Below are 25,297 nucleotides of genomic sequence, written 5' to 3'. Positions count from 1 at the left end.
AGAAACCGCGCGATGCGCGGTTTCTCGGACGGGCCCAAACAAGACCACCCACCACCTCGCCAACCAAGACAGCGACGCGGACGTGTCGCTTGGCGACGTTGTCCTTGTCGACAGCGCGCATCGCGCGCTGTCGCCCTCGGTCCAGGCCGTGCCTGGTCCGGGTCCAGGGGTGGACAACCCCTGGTCGGGTCCGGGGTGAAACCCCGGCGCAAACGTTCCCTAGCGATTCCGCTTCGTCGTCGGCACGCGCGTCGGCGCTCGCCCGCCGAGCTTCAACCGACGCATCACGGCCACCTTTTGCCGCTCCTTGTACTTCGCGTGGCTCGCGTCTCCGAGCTCGTTCGCCGCTTCCGTCTCGCGGTCGATGAGCTGGAACTCGCACAACACGAACACGATTGGACCGAGTGCCCACGCTGCCGGCGGCGCCAGCTCCATGATCTCGGGCGGCAGCCGCACCGGCAGATCCACCACGAAGTGGATCACGCGATAGCTCTGATCACTGAACGTGTTGTTGCTGAGCGTCAGACCGTCATCCACGCCTGCTTGCAGCTCGCGAAGCAGCATGCGCAGGAACGGGTGACGCTCGCAGTAACTACGGAAGTGAAAGATTGTGTTCGTGCTCTGCCCGGGCACGACGTAGTTGAACGGGAACAGCCGCTCCGACAGGTACAGCAGGATCGGCAGGATGTCGTCTGCCTCCCGCGTCACGATCCGGAACCGCAGCTTGTCGTAGATTGCCGCTGCGGTCGTGTCGGTCTTCGAGAGCAGCTTCGTGTAGAGCGAGTCCTTGTTCTTCCGCCCCCCGATGAACTCCGTGATGGGGAAGCCGGCCGCGAGCATCCCGCCCACGATCCGATAGACCTTCTCCTCCACCAGGTGAAAAACATCCTGGTCGGACATCGGGATCGAGAAGAGCAGCTCGCGCCCTTCGAGGTGATGGATGATGTGCATCGCCTTCAGGATCGTGCAGGCGCAGAGCTGCCTGTGACCCTTGCCCGAGGCGAGCACCAAGAGCTCCTCCACGGAGCAGCGAGCGACGGGCTTGGGGATCGGGAACTCGAAGTGCCGACGTAGATAGGCGATCGCTTCGTTCTTGATCGCCTCGAGCCGCGCGCGATCTGCGGGCTCTTCGGGCCGGAACTCCTGCGCTCGCAGGAGCGTGCGCGCCTCTTCCTCGTCGCGAACGTGGAGCCTGTGCCAGTCGACGACGGAGTCGCCTCGCAGGATGAGACGCACCGCCTCGAGGTCCATCAAGGAGAACTCGTCCAGGCCCTTGAGAGAGCCGACGGTGTCGTACGTCATGACCCGAGGTTAACAGTGCCGAACCGACGCGCGTTCACGCACGCGCGTTCGGCGGCGAGGGCGGGGGAGCGTTCGGCGTCCGGCCGAGCGAGAGCGTGCCAAAGAAGATACCGATCGTCAGAACGACGACGGCCGCGTGCCCGAGATATGCACCACTGCACCCAATCGCGGCGAAGGGAGCGAGAGCGGCCAGGTACCAGGGCGTGATCTTCATCGGTCCTCCATCAGTGCAGGCGACCCGTCCCTCGGGTCGCCCTCCGGCGCCGCGACGCGGCCCCTGTCCAGGAACGACAGGGTGCGCTCATCGGCGACAGATAAGAGCATGTAGGATAAGCTGCCACACCCCAAGCCAACGGGCCAAGAAGTAGCGGTGTCTGGGGCGCCGCATCAAGCGAATTCGTCACACGTTCCGTTCCCGCACGAAGCCTCACCGGCACGAACGGAGAAATACCGAGCGAATTCGTACGCTTGATGGCTGATTTGCAGGTCGTTTCTCGACCCGCGAACCGTGTCCCGCGAGACGCAGGCGATGCTTGAAGGACGCTCTCTGCCTCAGCGAAGCGGCACGGTGATCTGCTCGGCGTCTCCGAGTGTCAGCGTGCGCTGCATCGAGTCGCTGCGATCCGCGCGGTCGATGCGGATGTCCAGTGCATACGAACCATCCGGCAAGTGCACGGACGTGTGGACGATTTTCGGCGCGCGCCCGGGCTCGAAGTGGAACGAGCTGCCGCTGACGGCCTCCGCCTCCCCGCCGGCCCGCGACCATGTCACATCGAAGCCGACGACCGTGCCGGTCTCGCCGTCGAGACGAAAATCGACCGAGCGCTCCTTGGGCCAGTGCGGCGAAAGCGACAGGAACGCCGCGCCGCCGCCCGCGAGCAGGAGCAACGACAGGAGCCGTCGCCGCCGCGGCGAAGGCGTGAACAAGGGCTTCGCCGGTCCTTCGGCCTGCGGCTGCGTTTCCTCGTCCGTCGTCGTCTCCCGCTGCATCGGCCGCAACGTGACGAGCAGGAGAGGGGAAGTCAACGTGAGGCGCGGATCAAGGCGAGCGGTTCGCGCGGATGCGGCCGACGAGGCCCATGATGACTTGATCGGGCAGGTTGCTGAACGGCGGCATCCGGTTGCGACCTTTGCGGATGACCTCGGCGACCTGATCGTCCGTCACCTGCGCCTGCCAGTCCGATCGTGTGAGATCGGGCGCGCGCACCATCGGACCTTGCGGCCCGTCGCCCTTGCCGCGCTGACCGTGACAGCTCGCGCAGTTGCGCTGCCAGGCGATCTCCACGAGGCTCTGATCGGGCCCCTGCTCCGCGGAGTTGCGAGGACGCGCGGCGACCTGCCCGGGCTGTTGACCGAGGGGCTGATCGTGATCCGTCGGCTTCCACTCGCGCACGTCGCGCGAGGAGGAGTCACACCCCGCCGCGAAGACGAGCGACGAGCCGAGGAGCAGCGACGTGAGGACGAGCGGGCGCATGGCCATGAAGGGATGATGGGCCCGGGGCGGATTGGCCAGCGTTTTTCGGCGGCTGGTCTCGCCTCACCCCGGGGTTCGGGAGGGGAGGGGAAGGACGGTGGGAGAGGAGGGGAGACGCGGGATCGTCAGGGCGCGCAGGCGTCGAGGACCTTGGGCGCGCCGCCGTCGACCGGCATCTTCATGATGGGCTTGCCGTTGAGCGCCGCGTTGATGAAGTCGGTGCGGCGGTTCTGGGCCTTGCCCTCGGCCGTCTTGTTGTCGGCGACGGGCTTCGTCACGCCGAACCCGACCGCGATGAGGCGCTTGCAATCGACGCCCTTGCCCACGAGGTACTTCGCCGCCGACTGCGCGCGCCGCGCGGAGAGGTCGAGGTTCTTCGCCGCGTCGCCGTCCGCGTCCGTATGGCCCTCGATGCGGAGCAGCGTCACGTTCGGCTTCGAGTCGAGGTACGTCTTGACCTGATCGAGGATCGGGAAGCTGACCGGCTCGAGCTCCGCGCTGCCCGTCTTGTAGACGATGGCGCCGGGGAGAACGAGCTTGTTGCCCTCCGTCTTGAGCTCCGCCGCGGGCGGCGCGGCCGGCGGGGGCGGCGGGGGCGGCGGGGGCGGCGGGGGCGGCGGCGGGGGCGGCGGCGTCTCCGCACCACTACCCACGGACGCAGAGGCCGTGCAGCCAGTCATCGCGCCGAGGGCGCCGACCATCAGCACGGTGCACAGAACGGGAGCCAGGAACTTTTGCATAGAGATTGATCTCCTCCGAGAAGCACGGGCCGCGGCCAAGCCATGGTTCACCGGCGTGCAGGCAGCCGTCGAGCCGAACGGGTCTTGGACGCGCTTCTATCAGGTTTCTTCAGGCGGTTTGGAGTTTTTCTTTCCACCGCTCGATCCCCCACCCAACGTCGCAGCATGCGGACGCCTTACGCGCCCCCGCTTCTTGCCCCTCGACGTTTCTCGCGGGCCAAACGGCTCACCCGGGCACGTTCCCGCCGTCCACACGCCCGGTCCCCCTTCAACACGATCCCCCCATGACAAACTGTAGGGCGCGCGCCGCCGAAGCACACGCATTCCCCCCCGCTGGCGTGCGCCGAATGCGCCCTCCGTCCTGCAACGTCGGGCCACGAGGGGCAGACCCCGTGGGCCGGCCCCTCGTGTCCGACGTGAGCCTTCACGGCATCGGCATCGCGCAGGGATCCGGCGGGGGCTCGCCCTTCGGCGCCACCGGTCCGAGCTGCACGGCCTTCGCGTCGAAGCCGAGGCCGATCGAGATGCCGTCACACTCCACGGCCGGATCCTGCGTGCCGTTCTTCATGATGTCGGACGCCTGGCGGATCTGGTTCAGGATGCTCTGCAGCGTGGGCGAGTCCTTATCGCAGAACGACTCGTCGAACGCCGCCGCGACCTTCGAGATCTCCGTGATCAGCGCCTCGGTCTCGATGACGCCGGCGATCGTGCCGTTCGTGCCGCCGTTGCGCTCCGCGTTGAGGTCCACCGTGATGACCGCGCTGTTGATGTCGAGCGCGATCGTGAACCCGCTGATCGAGAGCGAGAGCTTGACCGTGCCCTTCGTGCCCGAGACCCACGTGTCCTTCACGACGTAGCTCTTCGGGAAGACGATCTTCGCCGAGGTCGGATCCATTTCGTTGCTCAGCAGCTCGGGGATGAGCGGCCACTGGTCGGTGCCGTCCCACTTCGGCGGAGCGCCGAGGTCCGCGCCGCCGTAGAGCTTCGACGTCAGGCTGTTGCAGTCCGACGACGTGCCGAGCGTCGCCATGTCGAGCATGATCGTGAACTCGCCGTTCGCGATCGCCTCGTTCGCCTGCGCGCTGATGTCCGACGCGAGGCCGAGGATGACCGGCAGGATGTTCTTGCCGAACGAGTTGTCCCGGCCCTCGTCGCCATCCGGATACACGACCGCCGGCGAGCCGCCTGCGCGCGGCTTGCAGAGGCCGACCGACGCCTTCGTCGAGGCGCGACCGTCGAGGTCGTAGCCGAACGCCTTCCAGCCACCCGTGGGATCCGGCGTGCCGTCACGCTTCGTGTCGCCGAGGAAGATCTGGCTCATCGCCATGACCTTGCCCGGCCCCTCGCACGCGGACAGACCAGCGGGCTCCTCCGGAGGCGCGAGCCCCACGGGATCCTCGGGCGGCGGCGCCGGGGGTTTTTCCGAGACCGTGTCGGAGCCACAGCCCCCGAGAACCGCGAGCGAAGTCGCCGTGAAAACCGCAGTGAGAAGACGAGTGCGAAGCATAGAAACCTGACTCACTTTCCCGAACCCGAACCCGGGTCGTTCGCAAAGCGCACGGCAGCCAGTCGAGTGCCCGTGGACGGGGCGCATGCTAGCCATGCCGTTGCCTTTTCAGCAAGGGCGATCCCGGGGCGCGACGCACCGCACACGGCCAGAGTGAAGCCGTACGATGCAGCTTCACCAGCGACGCGAAGCATCACGAACAGGCGCCTCGTTTGGGTGACGCGCGCCTATCCTGAAGCGAGCTCGCCCGAGCCGAAAGCAACGCCGAGGCAAGATCGATCGTGGCAGCCGAGTTCGTTCATCTCCACGTCCACTCGCAGTACTCGCTGCTCGACGGGGCCCTCAAGATCAAGGACCTCGTCGGCAAGACGAAGGCGCTCGGAATGCGCGCCGTGGCGCTGACCGACCACGGCAACATGTTCGGCGCGATCCAGCTCTACAAGGCGTGCAAGGACGCACAGGTAGGCGCCATCCTCGGCTGCGAGGTGAACGTCGCGCGGCCGCGCACTGCGCGAAACGATGTGCCGAGCGGCAAGACGGACGACACGCCGGTCGATCACCTGGTGCTGCTCGCGTCGAACCTCGAGGGCTACAAGAGCCTCGTTCGGATCGTGTCCGAGGGCCACGTGACGCCCATGAGCGGCGCCGCGCCGAGCGTGTCGCTCGACTTCATCGCGCAGAACAACAAGGGCCTGATCGGCCTTTCCGGCTGCATGGGCGGCGTGCTCGCGCAGCGCGTGCTCGAGGAGGGCGAGGACGAAGGGCGCGCGGCGATGGGTCGGCTCGTCGAGGCGTTCGAGCCGGGCAGCCTGTACGTGGAGCTGCAGGATCACGGGCTTGTCGAGCAGCCGGTGCTGAACGGGATCCTCACGCGCCTCGCGAAGGATCGGGGCCTGCCGATCGTCGCGACGAACGACGCGCACTTCGGCAGCCGCGACGACGGCGAAGGGCACCTCTACCTCTCGTGCATCGCGGCGAACCGCTCGTATGCGGACGCGTTCGCGGCGCATCACCAGAGCTTCGAGATGTTCCTCAAGTCGCCGGACGAGATGGCGCACGTCTTCCGCGACCACCCGGAGGCCATCAAGAGCACGCTGGAGATCGCCGAGCGGTGCGCGGGGCTCAAGCTGAAGCTCGGCCAGCCGATGCTGCCGACGTTCGCGCTGCCGGAGGGGTTCGATACGAACTCGTACTTCCGGCACGTCTCGCACGAGGGGCTGACGAAGCGCTTCGAGGAGTTCGGCCGCGGGGGCAAGACGGTCGACCAGGAGGCGTACCGCAAGCGCCTCGACATGGAGCTCGACGTCATCATCGGGATGAAGTTCCCCGGCTACTTCCTGATCGTCTGGGACTTCATCCGGCAGGCGAAGGAGATGGGGATCCCGGTGGGCCCGGGCCGCGGCTCGGGCGCGGGCTCGCTCGTGGCGTACGCGCTGCGCATCACGGATCTCGATCCGATCCCGTACAACCTGCTCTTCGAGCGCTTCCTGAACCCGGAGCGCGTGAGCATGCCGGACTTCGACGTCGACTTCTGCATGGATCGGCGCGACGAGGTGATCCGGTACGTCGCCGAGAAGTACGGCAAGGATAGCGTCGGGCAGATCGCGACGTTCCACGAGCTCAAGGCGAAGAGCGTCATCAAGGACGTGGCCCGCGCGATGAGCTTCCCGCCGGCCGAGGCGCAGAAGATCGCGAACCTGATCCCGCAGAAGGGGCCGGGGCAGACGTACACGATCCCCGAGTCGATCGAGATCGAGCCGAAGCTCAAGGCGCACATGGAGAGTGATCCCTCGGTGCGCGAGCTGCTCACGCAGGCGCAGAAGCTCGAGGGGCTCACGCGGCACGCCGGCATGCACGCGGCCGGCATCGTGATCAGCGAGGGTCCGCTCTGGGACCACGTGCCGTGCTTCCGGAACGGCGAAGCGCTCGTCACGCAGTACTACAAGGACGACGTCGAGCAGGCGGGCCTCGTCAAGTTCGACTTCCTCGGCCTGAAGACGCTCACCGTGATCGACATCGCGGTGCGGCTGATCCACGCGCGACCGGATCAGAAGGGCAAGGCAGGCGCGGAGGTGTTCGACATCAACGCGATCTCGCTCGATGACGAGGAGACGTTCCACCTCCTGCAATCGGGCGAGACGACGGGCGTGTTCCAGCTCGAATCGAGCGGCATGCAGCAGCTCTTCAAGGACCTGCGCCCGACGAACTTCGAAGACATCGTCGCCGCCGTCGCGCTCTACCGCCCCGGCCCGCTCGGCACGGGCATGGTGAAGGACTTCGTCGACTGCAAGCACGGGCGAAAGCCCATCGCGAAGATGCACGACCTCGTCGACGATCTGCTCAAGCCGACCTACGGCGTCATCGTCTACCAGGAGCAGGTCATGCAGATCGCGCAGCAGCTCGCCGGCTACACGCTCGGCGGCGCCGACCTGCTCCGCCGCGCGATGGGCAAGAAGAAGCCCGAGGAGATGGCCAAGCAGAAGTCCATCTTCGTCGAGGGCTCCTTGAAGAAGGGCGTGTCCGCCGAGGACGCCGATCGCATCTTCGGTCTGCTCGAGTTCTTCGCGGGCTACGGCTTCAACAAGAGCCACTCGGCCGCGTACGCGTTGATCACGTACCAGACCGCGTACCTCAAGCGTCATTACCCCGTGGAGTTCCTCTGCGCGCTGATGACCGCGGATCGCGACAAGATCGAGAAGGTCGTGCGGATCATCGCGGAGGGCCGCGCCTGGGGCGTCGACATCCTCCCGCCCGACATCAACGAGTCGAACATCGACTTCTCGGTCGTCTACAGCGAGCCGGGCAAGGCCACGAAGAAGGTCGGCCGGAAGGCGCCGAGCAAGATCAAGGACGCCGATCCGTACGATCCGAAGATCCGCTTCGGCCTCGGCGCGATCCGCGGCGTGGGCGAGTCGGCGCTGGAGGCGGTGCTCGAAGTGCGCACCTCGGGCGGCGCGTTCGCCGATCTGTTCGACTTCGCCCAGCGCGTCGACGCGCGGCGCGTGAACAAGGGCGTGCTCGAAGCGCTCACGCAGTCGGGGGCGTTCGACGCGACGCTCGTGCCGCGCGGGATCACGAGGGCGCGCGCGTTCGCCGCGCTGGACCAGGCGCTCGAGCGCGCGCGGAGCGCGAGCAAGGATCGTGAGCGCGGGCAAGGGTCGCTCTTCAGTCTCTTCGCGAAGGCGGCGCCCACGACGGAGCAGAAGCTCGACGAGTACCCGCAATGCGAGCCGTGGGATCTGCGCGAGATGCTGGTGCGCGAGAAGCAGTCGCTCGGCTTCTACGTCTCGGGGCATCCGCTCGATCGATACGGCACGGAGCTCAGTCGCTTCGAGGTGATCGCGGCGAGCGCACTCCCGCACAAAGATCCGTGGTCGAAGGTGCGCGTGGCCGGAATGGTCGAGGGCTATCGCGAGCGCATCTTCAAGGGCGGCGGCGGCAAGGTCGCGTTCTTCCACCTCGAAGACACGAGCGGTCGCGTCGAGGTGAAGGTGCGCGACAAGCAGATCGAGGCGTATGGCACGCTCCTGCAAGGCAACGAGCCAGTGCTCGTGTCGGGCAAGGTGAGCTTTCCGCAAGTGGAGGAGGGCGCCGAGGACGAGCAGGCGGCGCCGCGGGAGCCGACGCTGATGCTCGACGAGGTCGTGCTGCTCGCGGACGCGATCCGCGCGGAGACGAAGAGCGTGCGCATCCGCGTGCAGGCGCGGAAGGCGACGCGGGATCACATCGGCAAACTGCGGGACGTGCTGGCGTCGAGCCGCGGCGTTTGCCCGGTGCACCTCTTGATCCAGCTCGACGACGGAGCCGAGGCAGTGCTCGCGCTCGGGCGTGATCTCACGGTGACGCCGAGCGACGAGATGCTCGCGCGCCTGGAGAAGCTGTTCGGGGAGAAGGTCGCGGAGCTGCGTTAGGTCGCCGGCAGATCCGCCATGGCTCGGGACAGATCCGCCATGGCCTGGCGATGGATCCGCCATGGCTCGGGACACGTCCACCATGGCTCGGGACGCGTCCGCCATGGCTCGGGACGCGTCCGCCATGGCTCGCGACAGTTCCGCCATGGCTCACGACGCGTCCGCCATGGCTCGCGACGTATGCGCCATGACCTGCGACGCGTCCGCCATGGCTCGCGACGGGTCCGCCATGGCTCGCGACGTATGCGCCATGACCTGCGACGCGTCCGCCATGGCTCGCGACAGGTCCGCCATGACCCGCGACAGTGTGACCGTGCGTCAGGCCGGCTCTGTCGGAGCAGCCCGCCGCCGCGTCGTGCCAAGCAGCCGCCGCGTGGTGATCGGCAAGAGCTGCGGGATCGAAGGATCCTGTTCGTGCGCGCGATTCCACACCTTCATCACCCGCTCCATGTACGCCAGGCAAATCCCATCCTGCAGATCGAGCTCCGCCTGCGTGACGCCGCCCTGCGTGCGCGCGCCGGCAGCCTTCTCGCTGGTCGACTTCACGCGGCCAGCAAGCGCCTCGCTCTCATCGAGGTCCTCAGCCGTGAGCCCCCCATCAAAGAGTTGAAGCGCCACCTTGGACCCTCCCTCGGCAACGAGATCACGCGCGAGCGCGACGAGCGCAGCGAGCGAGGTAGCAAGGGTCTGCGCATCGACGACGCGGCTCCGCGCCTTGTCCACCCGCTCGGCGAGGCCAGGCGCATGGTCCGCGACGCCCTCGAGCGTGGTCGCAAGGCGCTCCCGCTCAGCCATCCCCTCGGCATAAGTCGTCTCGGCAATCGCAACAGCAGCAGCGCGGTTCCGCTCGCGTCCCTCGACGGAGAGGTTCCGTTGCTCCACGAGATCCGCGAGCTTCTTGCCCGCATGCACGAAGACACGCAGGAGCGCATCGGAGAACCCGAGGAGGAGCTTTCTCTGCGCCAGCGTGGTCTTGGGCCAGAACTCCGCCGCGATGCCGCCAATACGCACGAGATCCGTGAGAATCTTCTCGCTCCGAATACGCGTGCCGCGCTCGATGAGCTCGCCCGGCGGAACATCGATCGCGTAGAGGGCAGCCTGTTCCGGGGTAGGCAAGGGGACCACCTGGAGAAGGTAGGACCAGGTGTAGGTCGCCGGCGCGGATGTCATGGGCCCGAAGGTACCCGAGGGGCGCAGTGGATCGTAAGGGGCGTCGCGCCGGGGTTTCACCCCGGACCCGACCAGGGGCTATCCGCCCCTGGACCCGGACCAGCGCAAGCGCTGGACCCGTGGTCGATGAACTGCGCGATGCGCAGTTCATCGAACAGGTCGAGGCAAGACCGGCGAGCAACGCTGCCAAGCAAGACCGCCGCGACTGGCAACGCCGTCCCTGGTCTTGCACCGGCCTGTGGGAAGAACTGCGCATCGCGCAGTTCTTCCCCAAATGGTCCAGGGCTTGCCCTGGCGCGGGTCGAGGGGCGCGTAGCCCCCGCGGGGCCCGGGGCAGCGCCCCGGCGAGACGTCACCCTTCCGACGCGCGCGTCAGCAGCGATTCGAGGCGCGGCTCGACGGAGACCTTGTCTTCCTGGTGCTTGAGCAAGAGGCCGAGCGTGCCCTGGACGAGGTCCGGATCGAGCTTGCTCTTGCCGAGCAGGACGAGCGCGCGCGCCCAGTCGAGGGTCTCGCTCACGGCGGGCGCTTTGCGGAGGTCCATCTTGCGCAGCTCGCCGATGAACGCGACGAGGTGCGAGGCGAGCGTGCGATCGATGCCGGGGACGACGAGCTCGAGGATCGCGAGCTCGCGTGACGAGGATGGGTAGTCGAGGAAGGCGTGCAGGCAACGCCTGCGGAGCGCCTCGGTCATCTCGCGCGTGGCGTTCGTCGTGAGCAGCACGAGTGGTGGGTGCTTGGCGCGGAAGGTGCCGAGCTCGGGGATGGTGACCTGCAGCTCGGAGAGGATTTCGAGGAGGAAGGCCTCGAACTCGGGATCGGCGCGATCGACCTCGTCGATGAGCAGGACGACGGGCGCATCGTTGCGGATCGCGGCGAGCAGCGGGCGGGAGAGGAGGAAGTGCTCGGTGAAGAAGGAGGCTTCGCTCTTGGCCACGATCTGCGCGGCCCCAGCGATGGTTGCGCCGTGTGTCTCCGCGGCGATCGCGTCACGCAAGAGCTGCGTGTAGAGCATTTGCTTGGCGTAGTCCCACTCGTAGAGGGCCTTGGCCTCGTCGAGGCCCTCGTAACACTGGAGCCGGACGAGCGGTCGGCCGAGGGCCTGGGCGGCGGCGCGGGCGAGGTCGGTCTTGCCGACTCCCGCGGGTCCTTCGAGCATGAGCGGGCGCTCCATGCGGAGGGCGAGCCACAGGGAGAGGGCCGTGGCCGGGTCGCAGAGGTAGCGCGCCCCGCCAAGGGCAGCCGAGAGCGCCTGGGGAGAGGCGATCGGATCGGGGGAGGCGGTCACGGGGAGCACGGTAGCATGGCCATCCCCGCGGAAAGCCGAGGCATGTTCCGCTCGTGTCCTGCTATAAACCGAGCAGATGGGCGAGGACGGCCACGATCTCGTGCGCGTGGACGGCACGGGTACGGCGCACCCAGTCGGCAAGCTGGCAAGCCAGCGGATGCGCGCGCGACAAGGCGCGTTCCGACTGATGCCGGCACCCGCGCACGTGGTCGTCATGCGTCGCGCGGACGCGCCCGAAGCAGGGAGCCTCCGGCTCTGCGGCGAGATCACGAGCGCGAGCGCGCTCTGCGACATCGTGTCGATGATCGGCCAGAGCGCGTGGACCGGCGAGCTCGCGATCTACGACGGCGCGACGAACCGGAGCATCTTCTTCGAGCACGGCGCGGTGGTGGGCGCGTACTCGAGCGCTGAAGGAGAGCGGCTCGGCGAGGTGCTCTATCGGTACGGCGCGCTCTCGCTGGAGCAGCTCCAGGAGGTGGCGAAGGCCGTGACGGGCGACGTGCGCTTCGGCGAGATGGCCGTGCGCATGGGGCACATCTCGCGCGAGACGTTGTTCCAGCTCATGGGCCGGCAGGTCGAGGAGATCGTCTACGCGGTGATCCGCGCCGAGAGCGGGATGTTCTACTTCCTCGATCGTTTCGACGAGGCGCGGCTGACGTCGCGACAGAACGTGCCCGTGAGTGGCCTCCTGATGGAAGCGGTGCGGCGCATGGACGAGATGCGCTACTTCCGCGAGCGCATCCCGTCGGCCGAGCACGTGCCGGATCGCGTGCCGGATCGGCCTCCGCCGAACGACGGCGATTTCGCGCAGGTCTACCGAGCGATCGACGGCGTGCGATCGGTGGCGGACATCTGCCGCGCGGTGGGGCAGGGGGAGTTCGAGGTCACGCGGCAGATCTTCCAGCTCGTGCAAGGAGGCTGCGTGACGGTGCGCGCGCCACGGCCCACCGGGCCGGCCGCGATCGTCGCGCTCTTCAACGAGGCGATGTCGATGGTGATGCGCGAGGTCGACGCCGTGAAGCGCGGCGACGAGGTCCGGCAGCACCTCACCTCGTTCGCGACGGGTGCGGGCATCTACGACGCGCTCTTCATGCGTGCAGGACCGAAGCCGGACGGGACGCTCGACGACGGACAGATCATCGAGAACGTGGCGATGCTCGTGGGCCCCGATCAAGCGGAAGCAATGCTCGCGCAGTGGCTCTACGACTACGTCTCGTTCGCGATCTTCATCGCGGAGCCCGTCCTGCGCGAGGCGTCGACGCGGAGCGGAGCAGGGGCGCCGCTGCTCGCGAAGAGCGTCGCCGACATCATCGCGCCGCTCGTGGTGGGGGGCGCCGGTCGGCCCTGAGGCCGCCGCGCCGGGGCGCTGCCCCGGACCCCGCGGGGGCTGTCCGCCCCTCGACCCGGACCAGCGCAAGCGCTGGACCTTTCGTCGATGAACTGCGCGATGCGCAGTTCATCGAACAGGCCGAGGCAAGACCGGCGAAGGCCCTGCCAAACAAGACGGCTTCAACTGGCAACGCTGCTGCCTGGTCTTGCCACCGGCCTGTGGGAAGAACTGCGCATCGCGCAGTTCTTCCCCCTGAGGTCCAGGGCTTGCCCTGGTCCGGGTGCAGGGGCGGACAGCCCCTGCTCGGGTCCGGGGTGAAACCCCGGCGCTACGCTCTGGTCATCCTCGCCGGATGTCGTAGGCGCGGATCTTCTTGTGGAGGTTTGTGCGCTCGACGCCGAGGACGATCGCGGCGCGCGAGATGTTCCAGTCGAGACTCTGCAGCACCTCGATGATGTAGCGACGCTCGGCCTGATCGCGGAACTCGCGTAGCGTCAGCCGGCGACCGCCTTCTGTGCGCGGGATGTTCTCGATCGAAGACGGGAGCGGGCCTGGGGGCGTGCGTATGGGCTCGCTTGGATCCTGCGCTTCGGGGGTTTGGAGATCGTCGTCGAATGGGCTTGCGTGCGGATCTTCGGGCAGGTCGGCGATCGTGACTGTGTCGCCCGAGAGGATGGCTGCGCGCTCGATGGCGTTCTTCAGCTCGCGCACGTTGCCGGGGAAACTGCGACGTTCGAGCGCGGCGTGGACGGCTGGATCCATGCGCTTCGTCTTGAGCCCGTTCTCCTTGCAGAACGAGGCCATGAAGGCTTCGGCGAGGGGACGGATGTCCTCGTTGCGCTCGCGTAGCGAGGGCACGCGGATGGGGAAGACTGCGAGACGGAAGAAGAGGTCCTCGCGGAAACGGCCGGCCGAAACCTCGCGGCTGAGATCTTTGTTCGTTGCTGCGAGCACGCGCACGTCGACTTGCAGCGTCCGCTCGCTGCCGAGGCGGCTGATCTCGCCGGATTGCAGCGCGCGTAACACCTTCGCCTGGGCCGAGGGCTCCATGTCGCCGATCTCGTCGAGGAACAACGTGCCGCCGTGCGCTTGTTCGAAAAAGCCGCGCTTGCGCGACTGCGCGCCTGTGAAGGCGCCGCGCTCGTGACCGAAGAGCTCGCTCTCGATGAGCTCGCGCGGGATTGCCGCGCAGTTCACCTTGACGAAGGGGCCCGCGATGCGCGGCGAGAGACGGTGGATCGCGCGGCTCACGAGTTCCTTGCCCGTGCCGCTCTCGCCCGTGATCAGCACGCTCGCCTTCGTTGGCGCGACGCGATCGATCTCCTTGTAGAGCTTCTGCATCACCGGCGCGCGACCGATCATCTCGTAACGCGCGAGCAGCTCCGCCTCGAGATCTCGCACCTTGCGCGCGAGCTCCGACGAGTAGAGCGCGTTCTTGACGCTGACGAGCACGCGCTCGCGGCTCACGGGTTTTTCGAAGAAGTCGCCCGCGCCGAGCTTGATGGCCTTCACCGCGTCGTGGACCGTCGCGTGGCCGCTGATCGCGACGACTGGCAGGCTCTTCGTGGCTTCGTCGCGCCGGATGCGCTCGAGCAGCTCGAGGCCGCCCATGCCGGGCAGGAGCAGATCGATGATCGCGAGGTCGACGGGCCTTCCGCCGTTCGCGAGGATCTCCAGGGCTTGCTCGCCGCTCTCGGCTTCGATGACCTCGTAGCCTTCGCCGCGCAGGACGAGATCCAGGGTGCGACGGATGTTCCGCTCGTCGTCGACGACGAGGACGGTGGGGGCGACCGCGGCTCCCAGGGCCTCGCCGGGGGGCGCCTGGGGCGTAACGAACGAGCTTTCCATGCCGCACCTATCCATACCTGCCTCTCGGCGGGGCAGGAAGCACTGGCGCGCCGGCCGCGAAAGGGCTACGGAGCGCGGGATGGGCAAGGTCTGCGGTTCGACGTCTTCGAGGCCCTCGGCGAGGCTCGCCCGGGCCCTCGGCCTCGTCGCGCCTCTGCTTCTCCTCGCGGCCGCGGGGTGTGATCTCCAGGTCGGCGACGGACGCAAGGCGACCCTGACCTACACGGACGACGCGCGCTCCGCCTACGAAGAGGCGATGCGCTCCTACCGCAGCAAGGCCTGGGAAGACGCGCGCGCCCTGTTCGCCGAGGTGCGCAAGCTCTTTCCGTACAGCCGGTACGCGACGCTCGCGGAGCTGCGCATCGCGGACGTCGAGTTCGAGCAGGAGAAGTACGCGGACGCGGTCTCGGCGTACCGCGAGTTCATCCAGAACCACCGCACGGATCGCGACGTCGAGTACGCGCGTTACCGCATCGCGAAGTCGCTCTTCCGCGACATCGACGACACGTTCCTCCTGCCGCCGCAGGAGGAGCGTGATCAAGGCACGGCGCTCGAAGCCTACCGCGAGCTCGGCGCGTTCCTGCGCGACAACCCGCGGAGCCGCTACGCGGAGGACGTGCGCAAGATGCACGACGCCGTGCAAGGTCGGCTCATGCGGCACGAGCTCTACGTGGCGCGCTTCTACCTGCGGCAGGACGTCTACCCGGCGACGATCGCGCGGATCGATCACGCGCTGAAGCTCTTCCCCGGATCGGCGCTCGAGCCCGAGGCGCTCGTGCTCAAGGGCGAGACGCTCATGCGGATGAACAAGCCCGACGAGGCGCGCGTCGTCTTCAAGAAGGTGCTCGACGAGTATGGCGGGCCCTTCGCCGTGACGGCGAAGCGGTTCCTCTCGGAGCTCGACGCGCAAAAAGCGGCGAACAAGCAGGGAACCTAGAGCGGATGGACGCGTCGCAGAGGCGCCCCACGGCGGGCGTGCGGTACGCGCTGGAACGCGCGGCCGAGGAAGAATCAGGCGCGACGTACCGGGGGTTTGCGCACCTGCCCGATGCGGACCTGCCGCTCGAAGTTCGTGTCGAGCAAACGAGCGAGGGCGGCGCCGAGGGGCGGGCGAACGTGACGGCGCGGATCGAGGGCGCAGCCGTTGGGGTGGACGTCGCGGGTCTGGAGAAAGCAGGCGCCGCGTTGGTCAAGGCGGCTCTGCGCGCGGCGCGTGACGCCGGGCGGGCGATGCCGCGGCGGATCGTGCGCTGGCGTGGCCCCACCTGACGGTGGGCGCGGCTTCGGCGTGAACATGCTAAAGGGGATCCAAGGTTCGGCTCGGCATGTCCGAGCGTCTTTGTCGAGGTGTTGCGATGTCTGAAAAGGTGCCCATGACGCCCGAAGGGCAAGCTCGGCTGCGCGAGGAGCTCGAGCGGCTCAAGAAGATCGAGCTCCCGCAGGTGGTCAAGGACATCAGCGTGGCCCGCGATCACGGCGACCTGTCGGAGAACGCCGAGTACCACGCCGCGAAGGAGCGTCAGGGCCTCATCGTCGCGCGCATCTCGTTCATCGAGCAGACGTTGAGCCGCGCCGAGGTCATCGACCCGAGCAAGCTGAGCGGCAACAAGATCCAGTTCGGCGCGCGCGTGAAGCTCGTGAACGTCGATACGGACGAGGAAGTCGTCTACCAGATCGTCGGGCCCGAAGAGGCCGACATCAAGCAGAACCGCATCTCGGTGTCCTCGCCGCTCGCGCGCGCGCTCATCGGCCGCGAGGTCGGCGAGGAGGTCCGCGTCGTCATGCCGGCCGGGCCGCGTACCTACGAGATCCTCGAGATCACCTACGCATGACGAACCGCGGCGGGGAGGGCGCACACGTCCCGCCCGCCGCGCCCCGACCGAGCCGCGCAAAGGGTCGGCTCGCGGTCTCGGCACCCAAGCCGGACCGGGACGGCGCGAGCGTGGTGCGGCCGCGCGCGCGGACGGGAGATCTTCCGCTCGGATGGCGCATCGCCGACGGCTACCTCGCGATCGGCGTGTTCCTGCTGGTCGAGCTGGTCGTCGTCGGGCTCGTCTTCCGGCGTGAGCTCGTCGGGCTCCACGAACTCACGCTCGCGTTCTGGAAGCTCTGGCCGATCGCGTTCGCGGCGGCGGCGCCGGCCGCGGCGATCGGCGGGGTGATCGTCGAGTGCGCACGCCACGCGGAAGGGCGATGGGGTCGGATCGGTCTCGCGCTCTCCGCGGCGGGATTTGCCGGCGCCGTGGCGTTTGGCGTGTCCACGGGGCGCCTTCTGTCAGGGCCTCTCCGCGCGCCGTTCGTGGGCATCGTCGCGGGGGTCGCGTTCGCGGGCGCGTTCGTGCTCGGGCCGCTCGTCGCGCGGGCGCTCGCGCCGAAGCCGCGACGCACGTTCAGCCTGGGCGTCTTCCTCGGCGTGATCGCGCTGATGTTCGCGGTCGAGCTCGTCAACCTGCTCGTCCTGCCGCGCCTCTATCCGGCGTTTCATCGTGGCCTCGCGCTGCTCGTGCTCTTGCTCGCGCCCTTCGTCCCGGTCGCCTGGGATGCGCCGCGACGCGTACGGCCTGGGGCCACGGACGATGCGGAAGGAGCGATCGCGCCCTTCGGCATGAAGCTCGCGCGTGCGGCGCTCGCGCTCGGTTTGTTCGCGCTGTCGGCGGCGGTCGCGCCCTCGGCGGCCGAGCGGCTCGCGCCTGCGGACAACGTGCGGCTCGTGTACCTGACGCGCGCGCCGGTGCTCGCGAACGCCGTGGAGATCGCGGCCGCGCTCTCGCCGCCGCCGCCGCTCGACGACACGCCGCTCGTCGTGAACCAAGGGCAGGCGGGGCGCGCGGTGGATCTCGCGGGCCGCGACATCGTGCTCGTCACGATCGACGCGCTGCGCGCCGATCACGTCGGCGCGTACGGCTACGGCCGCAAGACCACGCCGACGATCGACGCGCTCGCGGCCGAGGGCGTGGTCTTCGAGCGGGCGTACACGCCGACGCCGCACACCTCGTACGCCGTCACCTCGCTCATGACGGGCAAGTACATCCGCCCGCTCGTGCTCCAGGGCCTTGGCGCCGACTCCGAGACGTGGGCCGGTCAACTCCGCCGCTACGGCTACAAGACCGCGGCCTTCTTCCCGCCGGCGGTCTTCTTCATCGATGCCGAGCGCTTCGGCCCGATCCGCGAGCGCGGCCTCGACTTCGAGTACCGCAAGGTCGAGTTCGCGAGCGCCGATCGCCGCGCCAAGCAGGTCGAGACGTACCTCGACGGCGTCGACAAGAACGCCCGCGTCTTCTTGTGGGTGCACCTCTTCGAGCCGCACGAGCCCTACGAGACGCACCCCGAGCACCCGTTCGGCGATCGTGACATCGATCGCTACGACGCCGAGATCGCCGCGGCGGACGCGGGGCTCGGCTCGATCCTCGCCACGGTGCGCGCGCGCCGGCCGAACGCGGTGGTGATCGTGAGCGCCGATCACGGTGAGGAGTTCCAGGATCACGGCGGCCGCTACCACGGCACCACGGTGTACGAGGAGCAGGTCCGCGTCCCGCTCGTGGTGCACGCGCCGGGGCTCTTCGCGCCGCGGCGCGTGACGGCTCCCGTGCAGCTCGTCGATCTCTTGCCGACCGTGCTCTCGGGGCTCGACATCCCGCGGCCGGCGCGCGTGCGCGGCGCGGATCTCGGGCGCGCGCTCGCGGGCACCGCCACGAGCCCGGAGGACGCGCGAGGCTTCGCGTTCGCCGAAACCGAGACGATGACCATGCTGGCGCGTGGTTCGCTCCGGCTCGTTTGTGCTCGAAGGATCGGCGCCTGCGCGCTCTACGACGTGGAGCGGGATCCGGCCGAGACGCGGGATCTTTCGGGCGCGCGCGCGGCGGACATGGCCGACATGCGGAACGAGCTCCGCGGCGTGGAGGCCTCGCACGGGCGGTACGAGATCGCCGGTCTGCGCAGCGAGGGCAAGGGTTGGCCCGAGGCGCTGCGGCGCGGGATCGCGGGGGATGCGGACGCGGCGCTCGACGTCGCCGCGCTGCTCGACGACGCGGACGTGCTCATCCGGCGCAAGGCCGCCGAGGTGTTGTTTGACCTCCAACGGCCCGAGGTCTCGCCGACGATGCGGCTCGCGCTCGTGCGGGACGAGGACGACGAGGTGCGGCGCTGGTCGGCGCTCACGCTGACGAGGCTCGGCGAGGGCGCGCCGCGCACGCGCGAGCTGCTCGAGGATCGTGATCCCAAGTGGCGGCGCCTCGCGGCGCTCGCGCTCGCCGAGGGCGGCGACGGCCGCGGCGAGGACGATCTCGTGGCGTGGTTCCGCGAGGCGTACGGCAAGCGCGCGGACAAGCGCGAGGTCCTCTCGTTCGAGCGGGCGAAGGAGATCGTCGCGGCGCTCGCGAAGATCCGCGCCAAATCCGCGCTGCCCGTGCTCATCGCGGCCCTCGACGACGTACGCCTGCGCCCGCATGTGGCCGAAGCGCTCGCCGCGATCGGCCAGGACGCGGCCCGCCCCGCGCTCGCCGAGCACCTCGCGACCGAGCGCTACCAGCACGCGCGCGTGGCGCTCTCCGAGGCGCTCGTCGCGCTCGGCGCCGGCCCCGAGCTCCGCGCCCCGCTCATCCGCCTGCTCGGCGTGCCCGATCCGCTCCCGAACGGTCTCCGGATCGCGCTCCAGGCGGACGTGCTCGAGCTCGTCGGCGGCCCGCGCGATCGCGACCTGGAGAAGCTCAGGCGATTCGGGCGGAGCGGCGTCTCGGTCGGCATGGTCGTGCCGAAGTCCGACGGCAGCGGCGACGCGCTGCGGGTCCTCTGCCGCGCGCGCTCGAACGACGACCGGCCCGGCGAGATCCGCTTCGGCGTGGGGACGCGGCGCCTCGTGAGCAGCGGCGATCGCGAGACGGGCGGCCTCGTTCCCAAGCGCGCGCCCGAGCTCGATGCGCGCACCGCGGCGACGCTCTACGTCCCGCCGGGCGACAAGCCCCAGGAGGTCTTCGCGCCGCTACCCGCGGCGGTGAAGGTGCGCCCCGGTCAACACGGCGAGTTCGTCGTTTACGCGACGCAGAACGTGGAGCTCTCGGCCTGCGCGGTCGTCCCGCTCGTCGCCGAGCTACCTCCGCCGCCGCCCGAGCCGTGGACGCCCGAGAAGGGCGGCGAGGGCTCGACCGACGGAGATCCTCCGCAAAATCCGTGACTTTTGTCACGAACGGGCAGGGGACGGAGGCGCTCCGCGCGGCCCTGGAACGGCACGCGAAGTCCCGCGGAAACCGCGATGAGGCCGATTGACGCCGGGGGCGGCGCGGCTAGAGTCCCGGGCGTGTCGCGAGAGGACAAGCAGTCGGAAGAGGGCCGCGCGAAGCGCGAGGACGAGGACGCGCGCGAGGCGGAGGGCGCGGGGGACGACGAGCCTTCGAAGGCGCGCGCGTCGGGGTCCGAAGAGGAAGCGCCGGACGAGGCCGCGCAGCGCGTCGCCGCCGCGCTCGGCGTCGCGGGCGAAGAAGACGCCTCGATCGAGGGCGGAGACGCGGCTGCGGAGCCCGACGAGGACGAGAAGCAAGAGGCTGCGAAGCCGAACCGCGCGGCGCGCAGGCGCGAGGATGCACTCGCGCGGCGCAAGAAGCGCGTGGGTGGCGCGGCGGCTGCGGAGGACGACGCGGCGCTGCCTCGCGACAAGAACGCGCGCGCCAAGGAGCTCCTGAAGCGACGCCGCGAGCAAGCGGACGCGGCCGAGCGCCGCCCCGTCGCGAGCTCGCTCGACGCGGGCGAGATGGTCGACGACGCGCTGGCGCGGAGTGCCTCGGCCCTCACGAAGTGGCTCAAGGCGAACGTCGGGGTCCTCCAGTGGGTGGTCCTCGCGGCGCTCGTCGGCGCGGGCGGGTATGCGTTCTGGTCGTCGCGCGTCGACAAGAAGCTCGGCGACGCCTCGGCGGATCTCTTCTCGGGCGTGGCTGCGAATCGCGGGCTCGTGATGGAAGAGGACAAGCGCCCCGACGATCAGAAAGAGCTCGATCCGACGCGCGTCTTCAAGAACGAGGCCGAGAAGTCGCAGGCCGCGCTCGACGCGTACGGCAAGGTCATCGACAAGTACGCGGGCACGGGCGCGGCGCTGCTCGCGCGGCTCGGCCAGGGCGGCACGTACCTCGAAAAACGTGAGTGGGACAAGGCGATCGAAGCCTACGCGTCCGTGCTTTCGTCGCCGCTCGCGGCCGCGGATCCCGACGTGAAGGGCCGCGCCACCGAGGGCATCGGGTACGCCAAGGAGGGCAAGGGTGATCTCGACGGCGCGATGGCGAGCTTCAAGGAGCTCGCGAGCATCGACGTCAAGGGATACAAGGACCTCGCGACCTACCACGAGGCGCGCCTCCTCTTCGCCAAGGGCAACAAGGACAAGGCGAAGGAGATCCTGAAGCCACTCGAGGACAAACTCGCGCTGCCCAGCAAGGAGCCCGAGCCGCTCGAGTACCTCAAGAGCGCGGTGCATGATCTGATGGTCCAGATCGATCCGACCGCCGCGGCCGCGCAGATGCCTGCGTTCGGCGGGGGCGGCGCGCCTGCGCCGATGCCGGCCGACATCCAGGAAAAGGCGCGGCGCTTGGTCGAGGAAGCCCAGAAGAAGGCGGCCCAGCAGCAGGGCGGGACGCCGTGATCGAAGGACGCGTGAGGGCTCCCGTCGCGATCTCCCGTGGCGTTCTCGCGGCCGCCGCGGCCCTCGCGCTCCCGCTCTTCGGCTGCGAGAGCCTGAGCATCCCGGCGACGCCGCAGGTCCCGACGTGGCTGCACCACCCGGGCGGCACGCTGTCGATCACGTATCGACGGCCGCTGACGGCCGAGTCGCGCCAGCAAGCCGAGGTCTACGAGCGCGGCAAGCCCGCGATCGACGTCGCGGGCCGGCGCGTCTTCGTCCCGTCGAGCGACAACGGCCTCTACGCGCTTCGGGTCGAGGACGGCTCGACGATCTGGCGCTTCGAGACGATGGGGCCGGTCCAGAGCGAGCCGCTCTTCGACGCCGACGAGAACGTCGTCTACTTCGGCTCGAACGACGGCGCGGTTTACAAGGTGAACGCGAGCGACGGCCGCATGCTCTGGCGGTTCTCGACGAACGCCGAGGTGAGCCGGAAGCCGGTTCTCCGAAACGGCGTGATTTACGTCACCAACGCCAACGACACGCTGATCGCGATGAACGCGGCGACCGGGGCGCTCAAGTGGCACCAGCACCGGACGCCGGCGTTCGGCATGGAGGTCGCCGGGTACGCGGGTCCGGCGCTCGGGCGGGACAAGGTCTACACGGCGTTCTCGGACGGCGTGGTGCTCGCGTACGACCTCGAGGACGGCTCGGAGCAGTGGCCGGCCGTGGATCTCGCGGCCGAGGCGGAGCAGCAGACCGGCGGTGATGCGCCGCGTTATCTGGACGTCGACACGACGCCGTTGGTGGCACGGATCACCTCGGGTGAGGTCGTGTTCGTGGGCAGCTACGCGGGCGGCCTGTACGCGCTCGACGCGGAGAACGGCACGCGGGCGTGGGTGAACGAGAAGGCCGTCGGGGTGACGGAGCTCGTTTTGTGGGAGCAGCCGGAGCATGCGCCGCGGACCGGGCCGCTCGTCAACGCTCGGGGGCTGCGCTCGGACGAGCCGAGCTACGCCCCCAAACCCCCGTCCGTGCCTGGGCAGCGGATCCTGTTCGCTGCGAGCGGGCTCACAGGTCTCTGGGCGCTCGATCCGAACGACGGGCGGACGCTCTGGCGGCGGAACCTGCCGGAGGGCGGGATCACGGCGCCGGTTCCGGTGGCCGGCGCGCTGCTCGTGGGGACGACGCGGTACGGCTTGTTCCTGTTTTCGCCCGTGACGGGTGGGCTCATCGACGGGCTCCTGCCGGGCGGCAGCTTCGCGATGACGCCGGCCGCGTACGGCGTGCGGGCGTTCGTGGTGGGCAACGGGGGATCGTTCCTCGGCGTCCAGGTCATGCCGCCGACGCCGGCACCGGCGCAGACGACGATGAGCTGGCTCGGCGTGAAGGGCGGCTGACGAGCTCGCGGGGGGCGGAGGGGCGTCCGGGGGGATGTCGACGCCCGAAGCCTGAACGGCGGGGACGGAACGGGCGCAGTTGACGATCGCGCCACGCGGCCGAGGTGCACGCGCGCGTCGCGGGGCCGCCGTGTGTCCAGACGAACCCGATGAACGCCTGGTTTCAGGCCGGTTTTCGGCTCGGATCCCCCTCCTCCGGGCTCATCTAAATTTCGCATAAGATACATTATGTCAACTTGCGCGATCCGCCTCAGGACAGGTGTGGACGCGGAGCCGGACCTGGCGACGGACGCCTCCCGGACCCGGCCGCGGACCAACCCGAGCCCCGGCCGAGCTCCACGCAGCAGCCCCAGACTCCGACCCGCCGACCTCGCCCGGAAGACACACGTCTCCCTCGGCGCGTCCTCCTCGCGCACCCCGCCCCTCGCGCGGCGCCGTCCCGACCTACCGACCGGACGTCACTGCGCCCGGAACGACTTCCAGATCAGGACCTCGCCCGGCCTCGTCAGCGGACGCCCACCCGAGCGCTCCTCCCGCCACCCGAGCACCTTCCGCGACGCCTGGTCGCCGAGCTGCGCGAAGCCATGGTGCGCGTAAAACGCCTGCGCCCACGTGGCCTTCTCGAACATCCGCGCGATCACGTCATATCGCTCACAATTCAGAGCGTCCTCCTCGAACCGCTGGAGCAGCCGCGTCCCCACGCCGAAGCGCTGGAACCGCGGATGGACCGAGAGCTCTTCGAGGTACGCGACGCCCGGCGACTCGTCGCGCCAGGCCAGGTAACCGGCGACCTCGTGATCAGCCTCGGCGACGAAGACGTTGTGGTGCCGCGGCAGGTGCGCGATGTCGTTCCAGGTTCGCGGCGGCACCTCGGCCGCGTCGAAGCCGAGGTCGTGGTACATCGCCGTGCAGGCCTTCTCGAGCTCGACGAGGTCGCTGACCTGCGTCTCCTGCAGCTTCGTGATGCGGATGCGTTGCGGCCTCACTCGTTCCGATGCGTCCGTCATGGGCGATCCCCTTTCGAGCGTCTAGAGACCCACGAGGCGGCCGATCACGGCGGCATCCTCGTCTGCCGTGGGAACGAGCAGGGCCGTGGCCGTGCCAGGCGGCGGGGCCTGACCCGGCGCGAGCGGGACGACCCGGATTTCCCCTTCCCGACCGACGACCGCGACCCGAACCGCGACGACCAGCGCCACGCGAGGGGCCATCGGAGCGGCGGGGGCAGGCGCGGGTGCAGCCGCAGGCGCGGCGGCCGGAACCGCTGCGATGGCGGGAGCCACGGGGCGCACCGGAGCGGGCCCGACAGGAGCGACCCGGGCCGGCGTTGGCGTGACCGCCGCGACGGGCGCCGGAGCGGGCGCGGCAGGAGCGACCGGAGCAGCCACGGGCGCGGGCGCAGGCGCGGCCACCGGAGCAGGCGCAGGTGCGGCGGCGGGCTCCTGCGCCACCGGGATGCGGCCGAGGTCCTTGCCCGAAAGCACGGCCGTCTCGCCGTCGAGGTCATCGACCGGAATGTCGAACTCGCCGCGGGCCTGCGAGGCGGTGATCTCTTCCTCGAGGGGCGGCGGCGGCGGCGCGACCGGCGGCGCCGAGGGCCCGAAGTCGCCCCACGCCTGATCGATGACGGTCGTCTTCGGGGTGGCGCGTTTCGGCGCGGCCGTGGCAGGCGCGGGAGCTACCGCGATGACCGGCGGCGCCGCGGGCACGGCCGGGGCCGGCGGGCGGGCGCTTGCACGCGTGGGATCCGCGACCGCGGCCATGTTGGTGGCGCTCTTGCGTGCGCCGGTGCGTGACGGGAGCCGCTTGCGGGGTCCCGGCGCGCCAGGCGCCTTGCCAGGCTGCGGCGCGGCGGGCGCCTCGGCAGGCGCGGGCGGAGGCGCGGCGGCGACCGGCGCGGGAGCGGGCACGCGCGGCGCGACCCCCGCGGGAAGCACGGGACCACCCGTATTCGGCCGCACGTGGCTCTGCGGCCCGACCGAGGGAGGCGCGGGCGTCGCCGCCGTCGGCACGGCAGGAGGACGCGCCCCGCGCGGCAAGGGAGGAGGCGGCGCGCTCCGTGTCACGGGCGCATGCGGGGCCGGCGCTTGCGCGACCGGTGGCTGGGTCACGAGCGGCGCGCGCGGCGCGGGCGCAGACCCAGGGACCCCACGCCCAGGCGGGAGCGGCGGCGGACCCGGACGCCCCGGCGGCGGCGGTGGCGTCGAGCGGAGCGGCGCGGGCGCGGCCTGCGGAGCCGGCTCCGGCGCGGGCGCAGCCTGCGGCGCAGGCGCCGATTGCGGCGCAGGCGCGGGTGGCGGCGCGGGGGCCGGCTCCGGCGCAGGCGCAGCTTGCGGCGCAGGCGCGGGCGCAGCTTGCGGGGCGGGCGCGGGCGCCGCGGCAAGCATGGGCGCGATGTCCGCGGCCGCTTTGAAGAGCTCGAGCGAACGCATGTCCTTGTCCGCGTCCGAGGCCTGCTCGGCGGCGCGCTTCAGCCAGCGCAGCGCTTCGGCTCGCTCCCCGCGGCCCCACAGCGCGGAGGCCGTCGACAGCGCCCAGTGGACATCCTCGTCGTCGTCGTCTTTCGGGGGCGGGATCGGGCTATCAACCATGGTCGTCGCGCTCGTTTGCCTCGCAGTTTGCCCAATACCACGACTCTCCTCGCGCCGTCTCCCGCCGCGCACGGGCCCGCCCTGACGCACTGCGGCCCTGCCGGAAACCGCTCGCATTTTCCTCGCTCGCCCTCCTCGCCG

General features: G+C 69.6%; 19 protein-coding genes. 8 read left to right on the top strand and 11 right to left on the bottom strand.

Annotated elements, in window-relative coordinates; all coding sequences use genetic code 11:
• Positions 1 to 219 precede the first annotated feature (219 nt).
• The 6 genes from KEG38_RS49700 to KEG38_RS49675 form a co-directional block, all read right to left on the bottom strand.
• Positions 220 to 1,302, bottom strand: coding sequence for a TIGR04552 family protein (locus tag KEG38_RS49700; RefSeq protein WP_272423086.1), 1,083 nt, complete (start codon positions 1,300 to 1,302; stop codon positions 220 to 222).
• A gap of 34 nt (positions 1,303 to 1,336) precedes the next feature.
• Positions 1,337 to 1,516, bottom strand: a complete 180-nt coding sequence (locus KEG38_RS49695; protein WP_272423088.1) for a hypothetical protein — start codon at positions 1,514 to 1,516, stop codon at positions 1,337 to 1,339.
• A gap of 338 nt (positions 1,517 to 1,854) precedes the next feature.
• On the bottom strand, positions 1,855 to 2,328 hold the full coding sequence (locus tag KEG38_RS49690) for a hypothetical protein (protein ID WP_272423090.1): 474 nt from the start codon (positions 2,326 to 2,328) through the stop codon (positions 1,855 to 1,857).
• Between the two features lie 13 nt (positions 2,329 to 2,341).
• Positions 2,342 to 2,782, bottom strand: coding sequence for a c-type cytochrome (locus KEG38_RS49685; RefSeq protein ID WP_272423091.1), 441 nt, complete (start codon positions 2,780 to 2,782; stop codon positions 2,342 to 2,344).
• A gap of 119 nt (positions 2,783 to 2,901) precedes the next feature.
• Complete coding sequence (locus tag KEG38_RS49680; RefSeq protein ID WP_272423093.1) at positions 2,902 to 3,516, bottom strand: OmpA family protein; 615 nt, start codon at positions 3,514 to 3,516, stop codon at positions 2,902 to 2,904.
• A 424-nt stretch (positions 3,517 to 3,940) separates the two neighbouring features.
• Positions 3,941 to 5,023 (bottom strand): hypothetical protein, encoded by a 1,083-nt coding sequence (locus tag KEG38_RS49675; protein WP_272423095.1) that lies wholly within the window; start codon positions 5,021 to 5,023, stop codon positions 3,941 to 3,943.
• 281 nt (positions 5,024 to 5,304) lie between these two features.
• Here KEG38_RS49675 and dnaE point away from each other — a divergent pair, with 281 nt between their 5' ends.
• A complete protein-coding gene (dnaE, locus tag KEG38_RS49670; RefSeq protein WP_272423096.1) occupies positions 5,305 to 8,934 on the top strand; it encodes a DNA polymerase III subunit alpha in 3,630 nt (1,209 codons plus the stop codon).
• A 318-nt stretch (positions 8,935 to 9,252) separates the two neighbouring features.
• Here dnaE and KEG38_RS49665 read toward each other — a convergent pair whose 3' ends face one another.
• Entirely contained in the window at positions 9,253 to 10,104 is an 852-nt protein-coding gene (locus KEG38_RS49665) for a hypothetical protein (RefSeq protein WP_272423097.1), read from the bottom strand.
• A gap of 352 nt (positions 10,105 to 10,456) precedes the next feature.
• Complete coding sequence (locus KEG38_RS49660) at positions 10,457 to 11,392, bottom strand: AAA family ATPase (protein WP_272423099.1); 936 nt, start codon at positions 11,390 to 11,392, stop codon at positions 10,457 to 10,459.
• 76 nt (positions 11,393 to 11,468) lie between these two features.
• Here KEG38_RS49660 and KEG38_RS49655 point away from each other — a divergent pair, with 76 nt between their 5' ends.
• Positions 11,469 to 12,740 (top strand): DUF4388 domain-containing protein, encoded by a 1,272-nt coding sequence (locus KEG38_RS49655; RefSeq protein WP_272423101.1) that lies wholly within the window; start codon positions 11,469 to 11,471, stop codon positions 12,738 to 12,740.
• Between the two features lie 321 nt (positions 12,741 to 13,061).
• Here KEG38_RS49655 and KEG38_RS49650 read toward each other — a convergent pair whose 3' ends face one another.
• Complete coding sequence (locus tag KEG38_RS49650; protein ID WP_272423102.1) at positions 13,062 to 14,570, bottom strand: sigma-54-dependent transcriptional regulator; 1,509 nt, start codon at positions 14,568 to 14,570, stop codon at positions 13,062 to 13,064.
• A gap of 79 nt (positions 14,571 to 14,649) precedes the next feature.
• Between KEG38_RS49650 and KEG38_RS49645 the strand changes: the two genes are divergently transcribed.
• The 6 genes from KEG38_RS49645 to KEG38_RS49620 all read left to right on the top strand — a co-directional run bounded on the left by KEG38_RS49645 (position 14,650) and on the right by KEG38_RS49620 (position 22,568).
• Complete coding sequence (locus KEG38_RS49645; protein ID WP_272423103.1) at positions 14,650 to 15,507, top strand: outer membrane protein assembly factor BamD; 858 nt, start codon at positions 14,650 to 14,652, stop codon at positions 15,505 to 15,507.
• A gap of 5 nt (positions 15,508 to 15,512) precedes the next feature.
• Positions 15,513 to 15,839, top strand: a complete 327-nt coding sequence (locus KEG38_RS49640; RefSeq protein ID WP_272423104.1) for a hypothetical protein — start codon at positions 15,513 to 15,515, stop codon at positions 15,837 to 15,839.
• 86 nt (positions 15,840 to 15,925) lie between these two features.
• A complete protein-coding gene (gene greA, locus KEG38_RS49635; protein WP_272423106.1) occupies positions 15,926 to 16,402 on the top strand; it encodes a transcription elongation factor GreA in 477 nt (158 codons plus the stop codon).
• Complete coding sequence (locus KEG38_RS49630) at positions 16,399 to 19,740, top strand: sulfatase-like hydrolase/transferase (protein ID WP_272423108.1); 3,342 nt, start codon at positions 16,399 to 16,401, stop codon at positions 19,738 to 19,740. The genes greA and KEG38_RS49630 overlap by 4 nt, the downstream gene beginning before the upstream one ends.
• A 123-nt stretch (positions 19,741 to 19,863) precedes the next feature.
• Entirely contained in the window at positions 19,864 to 21,192 is a 1,329-nt protein-coding gene (locus KEG38_RS49625; RefSeq protein WP_272423111.1) for a tetratricopeptide repeat protein, read from the top strand.
• Positions 21,193 to 21,203: 11 nt separating this feature from the next.
• On the top strand, positions 21,204 to 22,568 hold the full coding sequence (locus tag KEG38_RS49620; RefSeq protein ID WP_272423112.1) for an outer membrane protein assembly factor BamB family protein: 1,365 nt from the start codon (positions 21,204 to 21,206) through the stop codon (positions 22,566 to 22,568).
• A gap of 458 nt (positions 22,569 to 23,026) precedes the next feature.
• Here the strand turns inward: KEG38_RS49620 and KEG38_RS49615 are convergent, their stop codons facing one another.
• Complete coding sequence (locus KEG38_RS49615; RefSeq protein ID WP_272423114.1) at positions 23,027 to 23,575, bottom strand: GNAT family N-acetyltransferase; 549 nt, start codon at positions 23,573 to 23,575, stop codon at positions 23,027 to 23,029.
• 21 nt (positions 23,576 to 23,596) lie between these two features.
• A complete protein-coding gene (locus KEG38_RS49610; protein ID WP_272423116.1) occupies positions 23,597 to 25,156 on the bottom strand; it encodes a hypothetical protein in 1,560 nt (519 codons plus the stop codon).
• Positions 25,157 to 25,297 lie beyond the last annotated feature (141 nt).

Source organism: Polyangium jinanense, from assembly GCF_028435265.1.
Classification (GTDB): domain Bacteria; phylum Myxococcota_A; class Polyangia; order Polyangiales; family Polyangiaceae; genus Polyangium; species Polyangium jinanense.
Note: the sequence above shows the minus strand (reverse complement) of the source record. Positions and strands in the feature narration are given on the sequence as shown.